14 protein-coding genes are annotated in these 16,650 nt (G+C 67.7%); 1 reads left to right on the forward strand and 13 read right to left on the reverse strand.

The window, feature by feature from the left end:
* Positions 1–114: 114 nt before the first annotated feature.
* From VPH61_RS08805 to coaE, 12 genes are all read right to left on the reverse strand, one after another.
* The gene (locus tag VPH61_RS08805) at positions 115–480 is read right to left on the reverse strand and encodes an RNA polymerase-binding protein RbpA (protein WP_056009211.1); all 366 of its coding nucleotides are present in this window, start codon (positions 478–480) and stop codon (positions 115–117) included.
* A gap of 11 nt (positions 481–491) precedes the next feature.
* Complete coding sequence (gene secG, locus VPH61_RS08810; protein ID WP_056650599.1) at positions 492–743, reverse strand: preprotein translocase subunit SecG; 252 nt, start codon at positions 741–743, stop codon at positions 492–494.
* Between the two features lie 104 nt (positions 744–847).
* Positions 848–1,636, reverse strand: a complete 789-nt coding sequence (gene tpiA, locus VPH61_RS08815; protein WP_332063134.1) for a triose-phosphate isomerase — start codon at positions 1,634–1,636, stop codon at positions 848–850.
* Positions 1,627–2,841: a phosphoglycerate kinase gene (locus VPH61_RS08820; protein ID WP_332063135.1), complete on the reverse strand. Its 1,215-nt coding sequence runs from the start codon at positions 2,839–2,841 to the stop codon at positions 1,627–1,629. The genes tpiA and VPH61_RS08820 overlap by 10 nt, the downstream gene beginning before the upstream one ends.
* Positions 2,842–2,852: 11 nt before the next feature.
* Positions 2,853–3,857, reverse strand: coding sequence for a type I glyceraldehyde-3-phosphate dehydrogenase (gap, locus tag VPH61_RS08825; RefSeq protein WP_332063136.1), 1,005 nt, complete (start codon positions 3,855–3,857; stop codon positions 2,853–2,855).
* Between the two features lie 97 nt (positions 3,858–3,954).
* Positions 3,955–4,581 carry a superoxide dismutase gene (locus tag VPH61_RS08830; protein ID WP_056009223.1) on the reverse strand — a complete coding sequence of 209 codons (627 nt, stop codon included), beginning with the start codon at positions 4,579–4,581 and terminating at the stop codon, positions 3,955–3,957.
* 192 nt (positions 4,582–4,773) lie between these two features.
* The gene (whiA, locus tag VPH61_RS08835) at positions 4,774–5,754 is read right to left on the reverse strand and encodes a DNA-binding protein WhiA (protein ID WP_332063137.1); all 981 of its coding nucleotides are present in this window, start codon (positions 5,752–5,754) and stop codon (positions 4,774–4,776) included.
* A 37-nt stretch (positions 5,755–5,791) separates the two neighbouring features.
* Entirely contained in the window at positions 5,792–6,667 is an 876-nt protein-coding gene (gene rapZ, locus VPH61_RS08840; protein WP_332063138.1) for an RNase adapter RapZ, read from the reverse strand.
* Between the two features lie 37 nt (positions 6,668–6,704).
* Positions 6,705–8,672 carry an excinuclease ABC subunit UvrC gene (gene uvrC / locus VPH61_RS08845; protein WP_332063139.1) on the reverse strand — a complete coding sequence of 656 codons (1,968 nt, stop codon included), beginning with the start codon at positions 8,670–8,672 and terminating at the stop codon, positions 6,705–6,707.
* A gap of 4 nt (positions 8,673–8,676) precedes the next feature.
* Positions 8,677–11,568, reverse strand: a complete 2,892-nt coding sequence (gene uvrA / locus VPH61_RS08850; protein ID WP_332063140.1) for an excinuclease ABC subunit UvrA — start codon at positions 11,566–11,568, stop codon at positions 8,677–8,679.
* Positions 11,569–11,651: 83 nt separating this feature from the next.
* On the reverse strand, positions 11,652–13,718 hold the full coding sequence (uvrB, locus tag VPH61_RS08855) for an excinuclease ABC subunit UvrB (protein WP_332063141.1): 2,067 nt from the start codon (positions 13,716–13,718) through the stop codon (positions 11,652–11,654).
* A 70-nt stretch (positions 13,719–13,788) separates the two neighbouring features.
* Positions 13,789–14,403: a dephospho-CoA kinase gene (coaE, locus tag VPH61_RS08860; RefSeq protein ID WP_332063142.1), complete on the reverse strand. Its 615-nt coding sequence runs from the start codon at positions 14,401–14,403 to the stop codon at positions 13,789–13,791.
* 49 nt (positions 14,404–14,452) lie between these two features.
* On the opposite strand from coaE, the gene VPH61_RS08865 reads away from it, so the two are divergent.
* Positions 14,453–15,058 carry a DUF4126 domain-containing protein gene (locus VPH61_RS08865; protein WP_332063143.1) on the forward strand — a complete coding sequence of 202 codons (606 nt, stop codon included), beginning with the start codon at positions 14,453–14,455 and terminating at the stop codon, positions 15,056–15,058.
* 69 nt (positions 15,059–15,127) lie between these two features.
* Here VPH61_RS08865 and rpsA read toward each other — a convergent pair whose 3' ends face one another.
* Positions 15,128–16,579 (reverse strand): 30S ribosomal protein S1, encoded by a 1,452-nt coding sequence (gene rpsA, locus VPH61_RS08870; RefSeq protein WP_332063144.1) that lies wholly within the window; start codon positions 16,577–16,579, stop codon positions 15,128–15,130.
* Between the last annotated feature and the right edge of the window lie 71 nt (positions 16,580–16,650).

A 16,650-nucleotide genomic window follows, 5' to 3' on the forward strand; every position in this document is an offset into this window, starting at 1 on the left:
CCACCACCCCACCCCCCCCCCCCGCCCCCCCCCCACCCCCCCCCCCCCACCCCCCCCCCCCCCCCCCCCCGCGCCCCCCCCCCCCCCCCCCCCTTCTCGCGTTCGCGACTCTGATCAGGCCTTGGGGGCCTGACCGCGACGCGTGCGGAGCTGCGTGAGTGCATCGTCGAGCAGTGCAGCGGCCTCTTCGTCGGTGCGGCGCTCCTTCACGTATGCGAGGTGCGTCTTGTAGGGCTCGAGCTTCGACACCGACGGCGGGTTCTCGCGGTCGCGGCCGGCCGGGAGCCCGGTCGACGGGCTGTCGATGGTCTCGGGGATCTCCTCTTCGGGGAGGGTCGCCGAGAAGTAGCGCACGGTCTCGTTGCCGTGGGCGTCCCAGTAGCTGATGGCGACACGATCGGCGTGGAAGCCACGATCCTGCTCGCCCATGGGGCCCGCGCCGACGCGCGAGCCGCGGATGGCGCTGTTTCCTGATGCCATGGTGCTTCCCGTCAGATTCCGGAGTCGAACTTGGTGATGAGGCCGAGCACGACGATGCAGGTGATCCACACGAGCGCGAGGATGACCGTGATGCGGTTCAGGTTGCGCTCGGCGACACCGGAGGCACCGAGGCTCGAGGTGACACCGCCGCCGAACATGTCGGACAGGCCACCGCCACGCCCCTTGTGCAGCAGGATGAGCAACGTCAGCAGCAGGCTCGTGAGACCGAGCAGCACCTGCAGGACGACCTGGAGAATCTCCACGGGTGAACCTTTCCGGGCACGACAGATGGGGTCGATGCCGACATTCGAGTATAGCCGGAAGCATGGCCGTGCCCGGGAGCGCACGCGCTCCCGGGCACGGGAAATCAGGCTCCGACGTGCTTCTTGAACCGCACGATGCTCGCGAACTCGGGGATGTCGAGGCTTGCGCCGCCGACGAGGGCCCCGTCGACATTCGGTTCGCGCAGGAACGAGGCGATGTTCGCCGCCTTCACCGAACCGCCGTACAGCACGCGGGTCGACTGCGCGACCTCTTCGCCGACGAGCTCGACGAGGAGCGCACGCAGCGCAGCCGCGACCTGCTCGGCCTGGGCGGGCGTCGCCGCCTGCCCGGATCCGATCGCCCAGACTGGCTCGTACGCGACGACGAGCCCCTTCGAGCCGTCGACGCCGTCGAGGGCGGCGCGCAGCTGCGCGATGGGCACGGCGCTCGGCCCGTGGGCCTCGAGGTCTTCCGCGGTCTCGCCGACGCAGACGACCGGCACGAGGCCGTGACGATGCGCGGCCTTGACCTTGGCGTTGACCTCGGCGTCGGACTCCGCGTGCAGCGTGCGTCGTTCGGAGTGACCGATGATCACGTACCGGCAGTCGAGCTGCTTGAGGAACGCCCCGGAGATCTCACCGGTGTAGGCACCGGAGTCGTGCGCCGAGACATCCTGCGCCCCGTAGCCGATGGGCAGGGAGTCGGCGGCCACGAGCGTCTGCACCGAACGAAGGTCGGTGAACGGCGGGAAGACCGCGACCTCAGCGTCGGCGAAGTCGTGCTTCGCGTCGGCGAGAGCCCACGCGAGCTTCTGAACGAACGCGATCGACTGCAGGTGATCGAGGTTCATCTTCCAGTTGCCTGCGATGAACGGGGTGCGCTTCACTGCCATCCGAGGACCTCCAGTCCGGGAAGTTTCTTACCTTCGAGGAACTCGAGGCTCGCGCCTCCGCCGGTCGAGATGTGACCGAACTGAGCGTCTTCGAAGCCGAGTTGACGAACTGCGGCAGCAGAGTCGCCGCCGCCGACGACGCTGAGGCCGTCGACCTGGGTCAGGGCCGCCGCGACCACGCGCGTGCCGGCCGCGAACGGCGCGAGCTCGAACACGCCCATCGGGCCGTTCCAGAACACCGTCTTCGAGCCGCGGATGCGGTTCGCGAACTCCGAGGCCGTGTCGGGCCCGATGTCGAGCCCGAGACCGGATGCCCCGAACGGCGTCTGCTCGATCGCTTCGGCGGGAGCGACGACGTGCTCGGCTTCGCCCGAGAACGAGGCGGCCACGACCACATCCGTCGGCAGCACGATGTCGACGCCGCGCTCGGCCGCCTCGGCGAGGTAGCCCTTCACGGTGCCGATCTGGTCGGCCTCGAGCAGGCTCGACCCGACCTTGTGCCCCTGGGCGGCGAGGAAGGTGAACAGCATGCCGCCCCCGATGAGGAGTGCGTCGACGCGCGGCAGCAGGTGTGCGATGACCCCGAGCTTGTCGGAGACCTTCGAACCACCGAGCACGACGGTGTACGGGCGCTCGGGGTTCTCGGTGAGCCGGTCGAGCACGTCGAGCTCGGCCGCGATGAGCAGGCCCGCTGCGCTCGGACGGAGCTGCTCGAGCTCGTAGACGCTCGCCTGCTTGCGGTGCACGACGCCGAAGCCGTCGGAGACGACCGCGTCGGCGAACTCGGCGAGCTCACCGGCGAACGCCGTGCGCTCGGCCTCGTTCTTCGAGGTCTCCCCCGGGTTGAAACGGAGGTTCTCGAGCACGAGCACCTCGCCGTCGCCGAGGGCGGCGACCTTCTCCGCGGCATCCGTACCGACCGTGTCGGTCGCGAAGGCGACCGGCGCGTCGAGGAGTTCACCGAGGCGCGTGGCGACGGGCCCGAGGCTGTACTGGGGGTCGGGTGCACCGTCGGGTCGACCGAGGTGGGAGACCACGATCACGCGGGCGCCCTGGGCGACGAGCGCCGCCAGGGTGGGGACCGATGCCCGCACGCGGCCGTCGTCCGTGATGACCCCGTCCCGGAGGGGGACGTTCAGGTCACAACGGACGACGACGCGCTTGCCGGCGAGCGGACCGAGGGAATCGATCGTTCGCAGGGTCACTGGGGCTCGATTCAGAGTCGGTCGGCGACGTACTCGGTGAGGTCGACGAGACGGTTGGAGTAGCCCCACTCGTTGTCGTACCAGCTCGAGAGCTTGACCTGGTCGCCGAGGACTCGGAGCAGGCCGGCGTCGAAGATCGACGAGTGCGGGTCGGAGACGATGTCGCTCGAGACGATCTCGTCTTCGGTGTACTTCAGGATGCCCTTCATGGGGCCCTCTGCGGCAGCCTTGTAGGCGGCCTTGACCTCGTCGACCGTCACGGGGCGCGACGAGGTGACGGTGAGGTCGGTGATCGACCCGGTGGGCACGGGCACGCGCAGCGCGAAGCCGTCGAGCTTGCCGACGAGCTCGGGCAGCACGAGGCCGATGGCCTTGGCTGCACCGGTCGAGGTCGGCACGATGTTGACGGCGGCGGCGCGGGCGCGGCGCAGGTCCTTGTGAGGGCCGTCCTGCAAGTTCTGGTCGGCGGTGTAGGCGTGCACCGTGGTCATGAGGCCGCGCTCGATGCCGAATGCGTCGTTGAAGACCTTCGCGAGGGGGGCCAGGCAGTTGGTCGTGCACGACGCGTTGGAGATGATGTGGTGCGACGCGGGGTCGTACTCGTGCTCGTTGACACCCATGACGAACGTCGCGTCCTCTTCGGTGGCGGGAGCCGAGATGAGGACCTTCTTCGCGCCGGCCTCGATGTGCTTGCGCGCGTCGGCGGCCTTGGTGAAGAAGCCCGTCGACTCGATGACGATGTCGACGCCGAGCTCGCCCCAGGGCAGGTTCGAGGGGTCGCGCTCCGAGAAGGCCTTGATGGGCTTGCCGTCGACGATGATGTTGTTCTCGTCGTAGTCGACCGTCGCGTCCAGGCGACCCGTGATGGAGTCGTACTTCAGGAGGTGGGCGAGCGTCTTGTTGTCGGTGAGGTCGTTCACGGCGACGATCTCGAGGTCGGCGCCCTGAGCGAGGGCGGCACGGAGGTAGTTGCGGCCGATACGGCCGAAGCCGTTGATGCCGATCTTTACAGACACAGATGTCTCCTGATTGACGATGGCGCGAACGCGCACTTTCACGGGGTGAACTGGTCGGACGGCGGTGTCCCCGGACGGGCCCGGGGACACCATCCGTTTACGACAGTAGCAGCAGCCCTGAGGTCTTCTCACCAGCGGTCGTGAAGCGCTTCTGGACGTTCTCCCAGTTCGCGATGTTCCAGAACGCCTTGACGTAATCGGCTCGCACGTTCTTGTAGTCGAGGTAGTAGGCGTGCTCCCAGACGTCGAGCATCAGGAGCGGCACGATGCCCGCGGGGAGGTTGCCCTGCTGATCGAAGAACTGAACGATGATCAGGCGTTCTCCGAGCGAATCCCATGCCAGCACGGCCCAGCCGGAGCCCTGCACGCCGAGAGCCGTCGCCGTGAAGTGAGCCTGGAACTTGTCGAACGAACCGAACTGGTCGTCGATCGCCGCGGCGAGATCACCGGTCGGCTTGTCGCCGCCCTCGGGCGAGAGGTTGGTCCAGAAGATGGAGTGGTTGACGTGGCCACCGAGGTTGAACGCGAGGTCCTTCTCGAGCTTGTTGACGTTCGCGAGGTTGCCCGAGTCACGAGCCTCGGCGAGCTGCGCGAGCGCGGTGTTGGCGCCCGTCACGTACGCCTGGTGGTGCTTCGAATGGTGCAGCTCCATGATCGTTCCGCTGATCGCCGGCTCGAGCGCCGAGTAGTCGTAGGGAAGATCGGGGAGGGTGTAGTCGGCCATTGCTTCTCCTTGTCAGATGCGCCGGGTCCCCGGGCGTATCCCCGGGATTCCGCGGCTGCCTCTCGAGTCTATGCCCGAGGCAGCTTCGGCACCCGTGATGCGCAGCGGGCTTGACACCGTATGACGGATGCCGCGGAGAGCTGCATGACCGAATGTGCACGCTCCGAGCGGCAGCGCCGCCGGAGCATCCGCTCAGACCTCGTCGAGATCGGCGGGAAGGTTCGCGTCGGTGCCCGGCACGCCGAGATCGGCGGCCTTCTTGTCGGCCATCGCGAGGAGACGCCTGATGCGACCCGCGACCGCGTCCTTCGTCATGGGCGGGTCGGCGTAATGGCCCAGCTCGTCGAGGCTCGCCTCGCGGTGGGCCAGGCGCAGCTCGCCAGCGTACTTCAGATGGTCGGGGATGCCCTCGCCGAGGAGTTCCATCGCGCGCTCGACGCGAGCGCAGGCCGCGACGGCCGCCTGCGCGGAACGACGGAGATTCGCATCGTCGAAGTTCACGAGACGGTTCGCGGTTGCACGCACCTCGCGGCGCTGCCGCAGCTCCTCCCAGTTGCGCACCGTCTCGGTGGCGCCCATGACCGCGAGCATCGCGCTGATCGCCTCGCCGTCGCGGATGACGACGCGGTGCACGCCGCGCACCTCGCGCGCCTTCGCCGAGATGCCGAGCCGGCCAGCAGCGCCGACGAGCGCCATGGCGGTCTCATTGCCCGGGCAGGTGACCTCGAGCGCGGCTGAACGACCGGGGTCGGTCAGGCTGCCCTTCGCGAGGAACGCGCCGCGCCAGATGGCGGCGACCTCGTCGCGCGACCCCGTCGTGAGCTTGTTCGGCAGGCCGCGAACCGGACGACGCCGTGCATCGAGCAACCCCGTCTGACGGGCGAGCGTCTCGCCGCCTTCGAGCACGCGCACGAGGTACTGGTTCGTGCGTCGCATGCCGGTCGGCGAGATCACCGAGACGTCGGGGCGCACCCCGTAGATCTCACCCAGGTCGCGCGTCACTCGGCGCACGAGCGTCGGGGAGTCGAGCTCCGCCTCGATCGCGATGCGGTTGGAGATGATGTGCAGTCCCCCGGCGAACCGGAGGATCGAGGCCAGTTCGGCGACCCTGACCCCGGTCTTCGACACCTCGACGCGCGCCAGTTCTTCTTTCACGTCAGCGGTCAGTGCCACTTGTCGTCCCATCTCTCATGTGTTGCAGGGCCGGCGATCACTCGCGGCCGAGGTCCCGATCCTTCACGCTCACGGCGACGCCGGGAAGCGCGGCGATGCGCTTCGCCAGCTCGCGAACCAGGGCGACCGAGCGGTGCTTGCCGCCGGTGCATCCGATCGCGATCGTCGCGTGCCGCTTGTTCTCGCGCTGATAGCCGGCGAGCACGGGGTCGAGCGCCTTCACGTACGCCTCGACGAACTCCATGGCGCCTGGCTGGCTCAGCACGTACTCCGAGACGACGGCGTCGTCGCCCGTGAGATGGCGAAGCTCGGGGATCCAGAACGGATTCGGCAGGAAGCGCGCGTCAGCGACGAGGTCGGCGTCGGAGGGCACGCCGTACTTGAAGCCGAAGCTCTGCATGGTGACGCGGAGTCCCGCGTGACCCGCCTCGGCGAAGGTCTCGGTGATGAGGGTCGCGAGCTGGTGGATGTTCAGGTCGGAGGTGTCGACGACGATGTCGCTCGCCTCGCGGAGCTCGGCGAGGCGCGCGCGCTCTGCGCCGATGCCGTCGAGGAGGGTGCCATTGCCCTGCAGCGGGTGCGGCCGGCGAACCGACTCGAACCGGCGCACGAGCACGGCATCGGTCGCGTCGAGGAAGACGACGCGCACGCTGACACCGGTGCGGAGGGCCTGGATGATCTCGCGGAGCTCGGAGAAGAAGTCGCGGCCGCGGATGTCGACGATCGCCGCGATGCGCGGCAGCGAGGTGCCGGCTCGTTCGACGAGTTCGACGAGGGGGCGCAGCATCTGGGGCGGGAGGTTGTCGACGACGTACCAGCCGAGATCTTCGAGCGCATTGCCGACGGTCGAGCGTCCTGCACCGGACATGCCGGTGACGATCAGCATCTCCTGCTGCTCGGAATCTGCGGTCATCGTGTCGAGGCCCCCTTCCGCGTGTCGACACCCCAGCCTATCTGGGTGCGGGGGCGCCATCGGCGTGCAGGGCGCGGTGCACGGTCGCCGCGAGCGTCGGGCCGATTCCCTTCACCTCGGCGATGTCGGTTTCGGATGCCGCGCGCAGCTGCTTGACCGATCCGAAATGGCGCAGCAACTGCTTCACGCGCGACGGCCCGAGCCCGGGGATCTCGGAGAGCACGCTCCCCATGTCGCGCTTGCGCCGCTGTCGCTGATGGGTGATTGCGAAGCGGTGCGCTTCGTCGCGCACGCGCTGGAAGAGGAAGAGTGCATCGCTGTTTCGGGGCAGGATCACGGGATAGTCGCCGTCGGGAGTCCAGATCTCTTCGAGGCGCTTCGCGATGCCGCAGAGGTAGATGCCCTCGACGCCGGACTCCTCGAGCGCGCGAGCCGCCGCTGCCACCTGCGGCTGCCCGCCGTCGACGATGAGCAGGTTCGGTCGGTAGGCGAACTTCTTGCGGCGTTCGGATGCCGCGGCATCCGTCTCGCCGTCGGGCACATCTGCTCCGTCGCCGGTGACGTTCGCTTCGATCGGTTCGATCGGCGAGCCGATCGAATCTGGCGCCTTCAGATAGGCGAGGCGGCGCGTGAGCACCTGATGCAGCGAGTCGGTGTCGTCGGTCGAGTTCGGGATGGTGAACCGGCGGTACTCGTCTTTGCGGGGCAGCCCGTCTTCGAAGACGACCATCGAGGCGACGATGTTCGTGCCGCTGAGGTGCGAGACGTCGTAGCACTCGATGCGAAGCGGCGCATCGGCCATGCCGAGTGCCTCTTGGATGTCTTCGAGGGCGCGCGAGCGCGTCGTGAAGTCGGCGCTGCGGCGCGTCTTGTAGAGCATCAGGGTCTGCTTGGCGTTCTGCGTCGCGGTCGCGAGCAGTGCCGCCTTGTCGCCGCGCTGCGCGGCGCGGAGGCGCACCTTGCGGCCAGCGATCGTGCCGAGCCACGTCTCGAGTGCCTCGGCGTCGTCGGGGAGTTCTGGAATGACGACCTCGGCGGCCGGCACTCCCCCGTCGCCGTATGCGTTCTGCACGACCGAGTCGACGAGTTCGCCGAGCGGCACGTCGAGCTCCTTGTCGACGGTCCACGAGCGCACGCCTCGGATGCGTCCACCGCGCACGATGAACAGCTGCACCGCTGCGGCGAGCTCGTCGTGGTCGATGCCGAACACGTCGATGTCGACCTTCTCGCCGAGCACCACGGCGCTCTTCTCGAAGAACGAGGTCGCCGCCTGCAGGCGGTCGCGGAGCCGCGCGGCGGACTCGTAGTCCTGCACGGCTGCGGCCGAACGCATGCGCTGCGTGAGTTCACCGAGGATGCGGCGGTCTTGGTTCTGCATGAACGAGACGAAGCGGTCGACGCTCTCGCGATGCTCCTCGAGCGTCACGAGGCCGGAACACGGCCCGAAGCAGCGGCCGATCTGCCCGGCGAAGCACGGCTTGCCGCTGGCCATCGCCCTTCGGTAGTCGGAGTCTTTGCACGTGCGGATCGGGAAGAGCTTGAGCAGGATCTCGAGCGTCTCGTTGACCGCCCACACCTTGGGGTACGGCCCGAAGTACCTGGCCCCGCGGATGTTGCGATTGCGGGTGACGACCGCGCGCGGTGCCTCGTCGGCCAGCGTGACCGCGAGGTAGGGGTACGACTTGTCGTCCTTGAACTGCACGTTGAACGGCGGATCGAACTCGTTGATCCACGTGAACTCGAGCTGCAGCGCCTCGACCTCGTTGGCGACGACCGTCCACTCCACCGACGTGGCCGTCGTGACCATGCGACGCGTTCGCTCGTGCAGCGTGCGGAGCGGCGCGAAGTAGTTCGAGAGGCGAGCCCGGAGGTTCTTGGCCTTGCCGACGTAGAGCACCCGCCGGTCGGCATCGCGGAATCGGTAGACCCCCGGACTGGTCGGGATCTCGCCCTTCTTCGGGCGGTACGGGACGGTGTCGTCCCTGCTCGACAGCGCGGTGCTCATCGCCTCAGCTGGCGACCGCGGCTCGCACCGAGGCCGAGTCGAGGATCTCGCGCAGGAAGTACCCGGTGTGGCTGTCGGGCACGGCGGCGACCTGCTCGGGAGTGCCGGTCGCCACGATCTGCCCGCCGCCCGACCCGCCCTCGGGGCCGAGGTCGATGATCCAGTCGGCCGACTTGATCACATCGAGGCTGTGCTCGATCACGATGACCGTGTTGCCCTTGTCAACGAGCTTGCCGAGCACCTTGAGGAGCTTCTGCACGTCTTCGAAGTGAAGCCCCGTGGTGGGTTCGTCGAGCACGTAGACGCTGCGGCCGTTCGACCGTCGCTGCAGTTCGGTCGCGAGCTTCACGCGCTGCGCCTCGCCACCGGAGAGCGTCGTGGCGCTCTGGCCGAGCTGCACGTAGCCGAGGCCGACGTCGACGAGGGTCTTCAGATAGCGGTGGATCGCGGAGATCGGCTCGAAGAACTCGGCCGCCTCGCTGATCGGCATCTCGAGCACCTCGGCGATGTTCTTGCCCTTGTAGTGCACCTGCAGCGTCTCACGGTTGTAGCGCTGACCGCCGCACACCTCGCACGCGACGTAGACGTCGGGCAGGAAGTTCATCTCGATCTTGATCGTGCCGTCGCCCGAGCACGCCTCGCAGCGCCCGCCCTTGACGTTGAAGCTGAAGCGGCCAGGCAGATAGCCGCGCGCCTTCGCCTCGGTGGTCTCGGAGAAGAGCGTGCGGATACGGTCGAAGACACCCGTGTAGGTCGCCGGGTTCGATCGTGGCGTGCGGCCGATCGGCGCCTGGTCGACGTGCACGACCTTGTCGAGCTGGTCGAGGCCGGTGACCCGCCGGTGCTTGCCGGGCACCTTGCGCGCACCGTTCAGGCGGTTGGCGAGCACCCGGTAGAGGATGTCGTTGACGAGCGACGACTTGCCAGAACCGCTCACTCCGGTGACGGCGGTCAGCACGCCGAGCGGGAACTCGACGTCGACGCCGCGCAGGTTGTTGGCCTCGGCGCCCTGCACCATGATCATGCGCTCGGTGTCGATCGCACGACGCTGCTCGGGGATCGCGATCTCTCGGCGACCTGACAGGTAGTCGCCGGTCAACGAACGCGTGTTCTTCACGAGATCGGCGTAGCTGCCCGAGTGCACGACCGTGCCGCCGTTGACACCGGCGCCCGGCCCGATGTCGACGATCCAGTCGGCCGTGCGGATCGTGTCTTCATCGTGCTCGACGACGATCAGCGTGTTGCCGAGGTCGCGGAGCGCGATGAGCGTATCGATGAGGCGACGGTTGTCGCGCTGATGCAGCCCGATGCTCGGTTCGTCGAGCACGTAGAGCACGCCGGTCAGGCCGGAACCGATCTGGGTCGCGAGCCGGATGCGCTGCGCCTCACCGCCCGAGAGGGTGGCCGCGGCACGCGAGAGGTCGAGATAGCTGAGCCCGACGCGGATGAGGAAGTCGAGGCGCAGCTTGATCTCCCGCAGCACCTGCGCGGCGATCGCCTGCTCGCGATCGGTGAGTTCGAGACGGTCCATGAACGAACGAGCGTCGGTCAGGCTGAGCAGCCCGACGTCGGCGATGCTGTGGTCGTGGATCAGCACCGAGAGCACCTCGGGCTTCAGCCGCTTGCCGTCGCAGACGGGGCAGGGCACCTCGCGGAGGTACTCGGACCACCGCGCACGCTGCACGTCGGTCTCGGCCTGCAGGTACTGGCGCTCGATGTAGGGCACGACGCCCTCGAAGCCCGAGGTGTAGCTCATCTCACGGCCGTAGCGGTTGCGCCACTTGACCTTGACCTCGAAGTTGTCGCCGCGCAGCACCGCCTGACGTGCGACCTCGTCGAGCTCCTCCCACGGGGTGTCGAGCGAGAAGTCGAGGTCTCGGGCGAGACCGCCGAGCAGCTTCTCGTAGTAGTTGTAGAGGCTCTTGCCCTGCGAGGTCCACGGCAGGATGACGCCGTCGGCGATGCTGAGGCTCTGGTCGCCGAGGAGCAGCGCATCATCGACCGACATGCGGGTGCCGAGCCCCGAGCACTCGGGGCAGGCGCCGAACGGCGCGTTGAACGAGAAGGTTCGCGGCTCGATCTCGGTCAGCTGAATGGGGTGCTGGTTCGGACACGAGAGCTTCTCGGAGAACGTGGCCCACGCTGCGGGGCCGGTCTCGTCGACGTAGTTGATCTGCACGAGGCCGTCGGTCAGGCGCAATGCGGTCTCGAGCGAGTCGGTGAGTCGGCCGAGCAGCTCGGGGGCGGCCATGAGTCGGTCGATGACGACGGAGATGTCGTGCTTGATCTGCTTCTTGAGTTTCGGCGGGTCGTCGAGACGGATCACGTCGCCGTCGACGACGGCGCGGGAGTACCCCTGTGCGGCGAGGTCGCGGAAGAGGTCGACGAACTCGCCCTTCTTCTTCGAGACGACCGGGCTGACGACCTGGTAGCGCGTGCCCTCGGGCAGCTCCATGAGCTGATCGGCGATCTGCTGCACCGTCTGGCGCTGGATGCGCTCACCGCACACCGGGCAGTGCGGCACGCCGATGCGCGCCCACAGCAGTCGCATGTAGTCGTAGATCTCGGTGATCGTGCCGACGGTCGAACGCGGGTTGCGGTTCGTCGACTTCTGGTCGATCGACACGGCAGGGCTGAGCCCCTCGATGAAGTCGACGTCGGGCCGGTCGACCTGCCCGAGGAACTGCCGAGCGTAGGCCGAGAGCGACTCGACGTAGCGGCGCTGCCCCTCGGCGAAGATCGTGTCGAACGCGAGCGACGACTTGCCGGAGCCCGAGAGCCCCGTGAAGACCACCATCGCATCGCGCGGGATCTCGACGTCGACGTTCTGCAGGTTGTGCACGCGGGCACCGCGGACACTCAGGTGCGAATGGGCATCGAGACGTGAAACTGGCACCCTACGAGTCTAAAGAGACCCACCGACACGGATGCCTCGAGCACACGCGCTCTGAGCGAACATACGTTCGAATCGGTGCGCGATCAGCCCAGGTGGCCGGCCTTTTCCATCTGGCGGAGCTCGCGCTTGAGGTCGGAGACCTCGTCGCGGAGACGCGCTGCCAGCTCGAACTTCAGCTCGCCGGCCGCGACCAGCATCTGGTCGTTGAGGTCGCGGATGATGTCTTCGAGATCGTTCGCGCCGGCGGCCGCGATGCCCTCACGGCGGAGGTTCGGCACCGAGGTCTTCTTCTTCGCGTCGCGGCCGGCGAGGAGCGCCGCCGTGTCGGCCTCTTCTCGAGCGAGCACGTCGGTGATGTCGGCGATGCGCTTGCGGAGCGGCTGGGGGTCGATGCCGTTGACGCGGTTGTACTCGAGCTGCATGTCACGTCGACGCGTCGTCTCGTCGATCGCCGACTTCATCGAGTCGGTCAGTACGTCGGCGTACATGTGCACCTCGCCGGAGACGTTTCGCGCGGCGCGGCCGATGGTCTGGATGAGGGAGGTCGAGGAACGCAGGAATCCCTCTTTGTCGGCGTCGAGGATCGCGACGAGCGAGACCTCGGGCAGGTCGAGCCCCTCACGCAGGAGGTTGATGCCCACGAGCACGTCGTAGACGCCGGCGCGCAGTTCGGTGAGCAGCTCGACGCGGCGCAGCGTATCCACGTCGGAGTGCAGGTAGCGAACGCGCACCCCCGCCTCGGTGAGGAAGTCGGTGAGCTCTTCGGCCATCTTCTTCGTGAGGGTCGTGACGAGCACACGCTCGTCGCGGCCGGCACGAGTGCGGATCTCGTCGAGCAGGTCGTCGATCTGGCCCTTCGAGGGCTTCACCACGATCTGCGGGTCGACGAGCCCCGTCGGGCGGATGATCTGCTGCACCACGCCGTCGGCGATGCCCATCTCGTAGCGCCCGGGCGTCGCCGAGAGGTAGACGGTCTGGCCGACGCGCGCCTTGAACTCGTCCCACTTGAGGGGCCGGTTGTCGAGCGCGCTCGGCAGACGGAACCCGTGCTCGACGAGCGTGCGCTTGCGCGAGGAGTCGCCCTCGTACATCGCGCCGATCTGCGGCACCGTGACGTGGGACTCGTCGATGACCACGAGGAAGTCGTCGGCGAAGTAGTCGAGCAGGCAGTGCGGAGCCTCGCCGGCCTGCCTGCCGTCGATGTGCCGCGAGTAGTTCTCGATGCCGGAGCAGAACCCGATCTGCTCCATCATCTCGAGGTCGAACGTCGTGCGCATGCGGAGGCGCTGCGCCTCGAGCAGCTTGCCTTCGCGCTCGAGCTCGGCAAGCCGCTCCTCGAGCTCGATGCGGATGGTGCCGATCGCGCGCTGCATGACCTCGGTGCTCGCGACGTAGTGGGAACCCGGGAAGACGGGCACCGAATCGAGCTTCGCGACGACCTGACCGGTCAGCGGATGCAGGCTGTAGAGCGCCTCGATCTCGTCGCCGAACATCTCGATGCGGATCGCGAGCTCTTCGTAGATCGGGATGATCTCGATCGTGTCGCCGCGCACGCGGAAGTTGCCGCGTGAGAAGTCGACATCGTTGCGCTGGTACTGCATCGAGACGAACTTGCGGATGAGCCAGTCGCGATCGACCCTCTGGCCGACCTGCAGCGGCATCATCGCGCCGAGGTACTCTTCGGGCGTGCCGAGTCCGTAGATGCACGAGACGGATGACACGACCACGACATCGCGACGGCTCAGGAGCGAGTTGGTGGTGGAGTGCCGGAGCCGCTCGACCTCGGCGTTGATCGAGCTGTCTTTCTCGATGAAGGTGTCGGTCTGCGGTACGTACGCCTCGGGCTGGTAGTAGTCGTAGTACGAGACGAAGTACTCGACGGCGTTGTTCGGCAGGAGTTCGCGGAACTCGTTGGCGAGCTGCGCCGCCAGGGTCTTGTTGTGCGCCAGCACGAGGGTCGGCCGCTGCACCTGCTCGATGAGCCAGGCGGTCGTCGCCGACTTGCCGGTGCCGGTCGCGCCGAGCAGCACGACGTCGGTCTCACCGGCGTTGATGCGTGCCGCGAGCTCGGCGATCGCCGCCGGCTGATCGCCGCTCGGCGTGTATTCGCTGATGACCTCGAACGGCCGAACTGAACGTGTGGCCTGCATGCTCTCCAGTCTAGGAGCGCCCGCCGACACTCCCCCTGTGAGCCGCCTGTCAGCGCACGAAGGCGCCGGTTCAGGCCCGCGCGCGACGCGCTTCGACGATGCGCTGCCAGAGGTCGTCGGTCTGGCTCATCGTGTGCGCCAGCGTGCCGTCGGTGTCGATGACGACGTCGGCGATGGCGAGGCGAGCCGTGTTGTCGACCTGGGCATCGACGCGCGCCTCGGCGAGACCGCGGTCGAGACCCCGGTTCTCGACGAGACGATCGACCTGGGCGCGCCGGGGTGCATTGGTCACGACGATGAGGTCGAAGGGGTGATCGACAGCCGCCTCGACGAGCAGCGGCACGTCGTAGACCACGACGGCATCCGGGTCCTCCTGCTCGGCCTTCTCGATCAGGCGGGCCGACAGCTCGCGCACCGCGGGGTGCACGATCGCATTGAGCTTCGCCAGCTGCTCAGCGTCGCCGAACACGCGCTCGCCGAGCTTGGCGCGGTCGAGCGAGCCGTCGCGCTGCAGCACGTCGGAGCCGAACTCCTCGACGATCGCGGCAAGCGCGGGCTTTCCCGGTTCGACGACCCGGCGCGCGAGCTGGTCGGCGTCGATGTGCACGGCGCCGTGTTCGTAGAGTCGACGCGCGACCGTGGACTTGCCTGAGGCGATGCCGCCCGTGAGACCGATCAGATACACGCTCCCACTCTAATCGTGCGACACTCGTGCGACGGCTCAGGAGGCGAAGATGCTCGAACTGCTGACGGGAACCGGGCTCGCGCTCGCGGCCGGCCTGAACGCCTGGATCCCCCTCGTGGTGATCGGCGCCCTCGACCGGTTCACCGGCCTCATCGAGCTGCCGCCGCAGTGGGCCTGGCTCTCGAACGAGTGGGTCCTGCTCATCCTCGTCGTGCTGCTCGTCATCGAGTTCGTCGCCGACAAGGTGCCCGGCCTCGACTCGATGAACGACATCGTGCAGACGATCGTGCGGCCCACTGCCGGCGGCCTCGCCTTCGGCTCGGGGGTGAGCGCAACGACGACCGCGGTCACCGACCCCGAGGCGTTCTTCGCCTCTCAGCAGTGGGTGCCGATCGCGATCGGCGTCGGACTCGCGCTCCTCGTGCACCTCGCCAAGGCGATCACGCGCCCGATGGTCAACGCCGCCACCGCGGGAGTCGGCGCGCCCGTCGCGAGTGCCGCCGAGGACGCCGGCGCGTTCGCACTCGCCTTCGCCGCGATCCTCGCGCCCGTGCTGGTCGTGCTCGGCATCGCGGCGATCGCCGCGCTCGTCGTCATCGCCGTGCGCCGTCGTCGACGAACGCGAGCCGCGCGACATCCGTCGACCGCCCCATGAAACGCCGGAAGGCCGGCCCCCGAGGGGACCGGCCTTCCGTGTCGAACCGCGACGGATCGCGGGTAACGACTAGTTGTTGCTCGAGAGCTTCTCGCGCAGCGCCGCGAGCGACGCGTCGTCGGCGAGGGTGCCCGCGCCGGCCGAGTCGCTCGAGAACGATGCAGCGCTCGAGGTGAACGAGTCGTCGGCCACAGCAGCAGCGTTCGCCGCGGCGACCTGCTTCTTGTGAGCCTCCCAGCGAGCCTGGGCTGCAGCGTAGTCCTGCTCCCACTTCTCGCGCTGGGCCTCGAAGCCCTCGCGCCACTCGTTGGTCTCGGGGTCGAAGCCCTCGGGGTACTTGTAGTTGCCCGCCTCGTCGTACTCGGTGAGCATGCCGTAGAGCGCCGGGTCGAACTCGGTGCCCTCGGGGTCGACGCCCTCGTTCGCCTGCTTCAGCGAGAGCGAGATGCGGCGACGCTCGAGGTCGATGTCGATGACCTTGACGAAGACCTCTTCGCCGACCGACACGACCTGCTCTGCGAGCTCGACGTGCTTGCCCGACAGCTCGGAGATGTGGACGAGGCCCTCGATGCCGTCTGCGACACGAACGAACGCGCCGAACGGAACGAGCTTCGTGACCTTACCCGGGGCGACCTGACCGATCGCGTGGGTACGGGCGAAGACCTGCCACGGGTCCTCCTGCGTCGCCTTGAGCGACAGCGAGACGCGCTCGCGGTCGAGCTCGACGGAGAGCACCTCGACGGTGACTTCCTGACCGACCTCGACGACCTCGGAGGCGTGCTCGATGTGCTTCCACGAGAGCTCGGAGACGTGGACGAGACCGTCGACGCCGCCCAGGTCGACGAACGCACCGAAGTTGACGATCGACGAGATGACACCCTTGCGGATCTGTCCCGGGTGGAGGTTCGCGAGGAACGTCGAACGCGACTCGGACTGCGTCTGCTCGAGGAGCGCGCGGCGCGAGAGCACGACGTTGTTGCGGTTCTTGTCGAGCTCGAGGATCTTCGCCTCGATCTCCTGGCCGAGGTACGGCGTGAGGTCGCGAACACGGCGAAGCTCGATGAGCGATGCCGGGAGGAAGCCCCGGAGGCCGATGTCGACGATGAGGCCGCCCTTGACGACCTCGATGACCGAACCGGTCACGACGCCGTCGGCTTCCTTGATCTTCTCGACGTCGCCCCACGCACGCTCGTACTGAGCGCGCTTCTTCGACAGGATGAGGCGGCCTTCCTTGTCCTCCTTCTGGAGAACGAGGGCCTCGACGGTGTCGCCGACGCCGACGACCTCGCTGGGGTCGACGTCGTGCTTGATCGAAAGCTCACGCGAGGGGATGACACCCTCGGTCTTGTAGCCGACGTCGAGGAGGACCTCGTCGCGGTCGATCTTCACGACGGTGCCCTCGATGAGGTCGCCGTCGTTGAAGAACTTCAAAGTCTTTTCGACCGCGGCGAGGAAATCGTCAGCAGATCCGATGTCGTTGATCGCGACCTGCTTGGGCGCCTTGGTCGTTGCGGTTGTCATGTAGTGAATGCTCCGTAAAGGACAAAATCGAGCCCATCGCGTGGGAGAGCGATATGTTGATTCCGCGATGG

The organism is Agromyces sp. CCNWLW203 (assembly GCF_036576125.1).
GTDB lineage: Bacteria > Actinomycetota > Actinomycetes > Actinomycetales > Microbacteriaceae > Agromyces.